The following is a 4,054-nucleotide window of genomic DNA, read 5'->3' as shown; positions in this document are numbered from 1 at the left end:
GCGCCATCGGCGGAACTGCGCGAGAACCAGACCGACCAGGATTCGCTGCCGCCCTATCCGGTGCTGGACGACATCCTGGAATGCCTGGTCGAGAACGAGATGAGCGTCGACGACATCGTCGCGCGCGGCCATGACCGGGCGACGGTGACCCGTGTCGAGCACCTGCTCTACATCGCCGAATACAAGCGCCGGCAGGCGGCGCCCGGCGTGAAGATCACGCGGAAGAATTTCGGCCGCGACCGCCGTTATCCAATCACCAACCGGTTCCGGGATCGCGGTTGATCCCCGGCGAGATTGCGGCAGCGCAGCGCATGCAAGACATAGAAATCAGCTTCGACCTGTCGCGGATCGATTTCCGGGCAACGTCCGATCAGCTCATGCAAAGCTATTGGGGCGCGTCGCGGACCGACGAGGCCCACCGCCGGGCCTTCGACAACTCGCTCTGCGCCGGCGCCTATCTCGATGGCGAGCAGGTCGGCTTCGCCCGCGCGATCACCGACTACACGGTCTTTGCCTATGTCGCCGACGTCATCATCTGGCCACAGCATCGCGGTCGGGGGATCGGCAAGCGGCTCGTCCAGGCGCTGATCGATCATCCCGAAGTCAGCACGGTGACGCATTGGAGCCTGTCGACCGACGACGCCCACAGCCTCTACGAGAAGTTCGGATTCAAGGCGTCGACCGACGGACGCTACATGCGGCTGGATCGCAAAGCGGGCAAGCCGACGGCTTAAAGCGCGTCGGACTGAAACCAATTCAGCCGCTTCTGTGCGGCATGCACCAGGCCGCGCAACCTGCCGTTGTTGCAAATTCGTCTCAGTGCTTGGACCAGATGTCGTTTTGGCGACGGTCCGGCTTGGCGATCGGCCGATGCCTCCCTATAAGAACCTCTCCGCGATTCCCTTCCGGGAGGACCGTATGGCAGAATTTGACATCGTTATGCGAGGCCGCGAAGCCTAGGTCTGCTCGGGCTTTCCGAAGGTTTTCGGAGAGCCGGGCGCAGCACAGGCATTAGCCGCTGCCGGTCGCCGCCTCAGGGCAGGCGGCCTACCATACTGAACCTCCCGCTCTTTTGAGGCGCCGCAGGGCGCGGATGCGGGTTTTCCAATTTGATTTTACCGGGACCGGGCTCGTTTGCGCCCGGATGACATCATGGCTCGTTTCAAGATCGATCTGCGCGCCGGCGCCTTTCGCAGCGTGCTCGGCTTCACGTTCAGCCACTGGCGGCGCCAGCCGTGGCGGCTTTCGCTCATCATGGGCGCATTCCTGCTCTCGACGCTGGCCGATGTGCTGACGCCCTTCTATTCCGGCCGCCTGGTCGACGCGGTCGCAAGCGGCGCCGGGACCGATGAAGTCGCCTGGAACGCGGCGATGACGGCGTTCTCGATCCTGATGGCGTTGGCGCTGGCGGGCGTCGTGCTGCGCAATGTCGCCTTCCTGTGGATCGTCGAGCTGACGCTGAAGATGATGTCGGACATTGCCGCCGACGCCTTCCATCGGGTGCAGCGGTTCTCGACGGACTGGCACGCCAACAGCTTTGCCGGATCGACGGTGCGCAAGATAACGCGCGGCATGTGGGCGCTGGACCTGCTCAACGACACGATCCTGATCGCGCTCCTGCCATCGGTCGTCATGCTCGTCGGATCGACGCTGCTGCTCGGCTGGTTCTGGCCGCTGATGGGGGCTGTCGTGGCGGCCGGCTCGGTGCTGTTCATCGCCGTCACGGCGATGCTCTCGCTCGGCTATGTCGCGCCCGCCGCGCGGCTCGCCAACAGCTGGGACACGCGGCTGGGCGGCGCGCTGGCGGACGCGGTGAGCTGCAATGCCGTCGTCAAAGGCTTTGGCGCGGAGGCCCGCGAGGAAGCGCGGCTGGCGCGCGTGGTCGCCAAATGGCGGCTGCGCACCGGCCGCACCTGGATGCGCGGCACTGCCAACGGCACCACGCAAGGGGCGCTGCTGCTGGTCATGCGGGCGGCAGTCATCGGCCTTGCCCTCATCTTATGGGCCTGGGGCCAGGCGAGCGCCGGCGACGTCGCCTTCGTGCTGACCTCGTTCTTCGTGCTGCAGGGCTATCTGCGCGACATCGGCACGCATATCCGCAACCTGCAACGCTCGGTCAACGACATGGAGGAACTGGTCGACTTCCAGTCCGAACCGCTCGGCATCGAGGACCGGCCCGGAGCTCGGCCGATCCGGATCACCGATGGGCGCGTCGCCTTCGACAAGGTGACGTTCCACTACGGCAACCATCTTCTGCCGCTCTACCGCGATTTCTCGGTCGACATCGCGGCTGGCGAGCGCATTGGACTGGTCGGGCATTCGGGCTCGGGCAAGACGACCTTCGTCAAGCTGATCCAGCGGCTCTATGACGTGAATGCCGGGCGGATCCTGATTGACGGGCAGGACATCTCGCAGGTCGAGCAGGCGTCGCTGCGCAGCCAGATCGCCATCGTCCAGCAGGAGCCGATCCTGTTCCACCGCTCGCTTGCCGAGAACATCGCCTATGCCAGGCCCGGCGCCAGCCAGGCCGAGATCGAGCATGCGGCGAAACTCGCCAGCGCGCATGATTTCATCACCAACCTGCCCAAGGGCTACGGAACCCTGGTCGGCGAGCGCGGTGTGAAGCTTTCTGGCGGTGAGCGGCAGCGCGTGGCGATCGCGCGAGCCTTCCTGGCGGATGCGCGCATCCTGATCCTGGACGAGGCGACATCGAGCCTGGATTCGGAATCGGAAGTGCTGATCCAGAGGGCGATGGAGCGGCTGATGGTGGGGCGCACGACCCTTGTCATCGCGCACCGGCTCTCGACGGTTCGGGCGCTCGACCGCCTGCTGGTCTTCGATCGAGGCCGTATCGCCGAAGAGGGTTCGCATGACGATCTGATCCGCCTCAATGGCGGCATCTACCGACGGCTGTTCGAGCGGCAGGCGCTCGAACTGACCAAAGGCCTCGTCGCCTGAGGAAAGGACGGCCCGGCTCCGGCTGGGCCGTCGGTCCTCTGGCTCCCCTGCAGCAGCGCAGATCAATCCAAGGTCTGCAACCGCGCTCTCGTCACGCGGCTTGAGTGAGGTAATGCGGTGTTTAAATTCGTCTCCATATACTTAAAGTTTGAGTCATTTCATCAGCAACGCCATGCGATATTACATTATTTAAACAGTTTTCGGCGTATACCTTCAGAAGGGCAAGTCGGATGTGGCATGCGCAGGTCTCCTGGAGATTTCTACAGGCATGCCGGTCGGAAGAAGATTTCTTTGTAAATTCTAGGATCTCACCTGCCGACAGAGGACCTTGCATAGGCATTCATGATGGATTTGGTCTCCGCAAATGGGGGTTCGAGAAAGACGCCGGCGCCGTCGGTGCCCGACCATGGCTCGGTACGGCCGCTCGCCGCCGAGGATCTCGATCGCGTCGCCGCACTCTTCCTGACGAAGTTCCGCCGTCGCCGCCTTCGCGATCACGCGATCGCGCGGACGGCGGACTATATGAGAAAGCTTTATCTTGACGGCGGTGAGAACAAGGCCCTTGTCCAGATAAACCCGCAGGGCGGCCTCGGCGGGTTCATGGGCGTTTTGAAAGCCCGCTATGAGCTCAATGGAAGGCCATTGAACGCCGCGATCATCGGTCCCTTCATGACCGATTCCAGCACCGATCACGGTTGGGCCGGGCCGCAATTGCTGCGTGCCCTGCATCAGGGCGAGTTCGATCTATATCTGACCGATTCGGCCAACCGGACATCCTTGGCCTTCGCGCGTCCGATGAAGTATCAGCTCTTGCCGGTGCATTGTCTGGAATGGACCTGTGTTTTTCAGCCGGGCGCCATGGCCGCCGCCTTGCTGCAGAGTAAATGGCCCGGGCTGGCTCGGCTGGCGCTCGGCCCCTGCGGGCGGGCGTTTGATGCTCTCGCAGGAAGACGGCTCGAGCCGCCGGTCCAGCCTTCATCGTCGCGACGGATCCACCATGAGCGGATCGATGCCGCGCGGTTTGCGGAGCGGCTGCCGGCACTGATATCCGATTATGCTCTTCGACCGAGCTGGAAGGATGGCGAACTGCCGCGGC

General features: G+C 63.7%; 2 protein-coding genes and 2 pseudogenes. All 4 read left to right on the top strand.

Annotation, left to right across the window (positions count from 1 at the left end):
• Nucleotides 1-282: pseudogene (locus EOA27_RS25570) on the top strand (NAD+ synthase); the annotation flags it as partial.
• 29 nt (nt 283-311) lie between these two features.
• On the top strand, nt 312-734 hold the full coding sequence (locus EOA27_RS25565; protein ID WP_126082415.1) for a GNAT family N-acetyltransferase: 423 nt from the start codon (nt 312-314) through the stop codon (nt 732-734).
• 418 nt (nt 735-1,152) lie between these two features.
• Complete coding sequence (locus tag EOA27_RS25560) at nt 1,153-2,958, top strand: ABC transporter ATP-binding protein (protein ID WP_126082416.1); 1,806 nt, start codon at nt 1,153-1,155, stop codon at nt 2,956-2,958.
• 642 nt (nt 2,959-3,600) lie between these two features.
• Nucleotides 3,601-4,054 (top strand): annotated as a pseudogene (locus EOA27_RS42295) (hypothetical protein); the annotation flags it as partial.

It is taken from the genome of Mesorhizobium sp. M2A.F.Ca.ET.037.01.1.1 (assembly GCF_003998075.1).
GTDB lineage: Bacteria > Pseudomonadota > Alphaproteobacteria > Rhizobiales > Rhizobiaceae > Mesorhizobium.
The sequence above is the reverse complement of the archived record's forward strand: the minus strand, read 5'-3'. Positions and strand labels throughout refer to the sequence as shown.

Bases quoted from the DNA above. Each gene is read 5' to 3' on its own strand.
- EOA27_RS25560 (WP_126082416.1), top strand. From the start codon at position 1,153: ATGGCTCGTTTCAAGATCGATCTGCGCGCCGGCGCCTTTCGCAGCGTG.
- EOA27_RS25565 (WP_126082415.1), top strand. From the start codon at position 312: ATGCAAGACATAGAAATCAGCTTCGACCTGTCGCGGATCGATTTCCGG.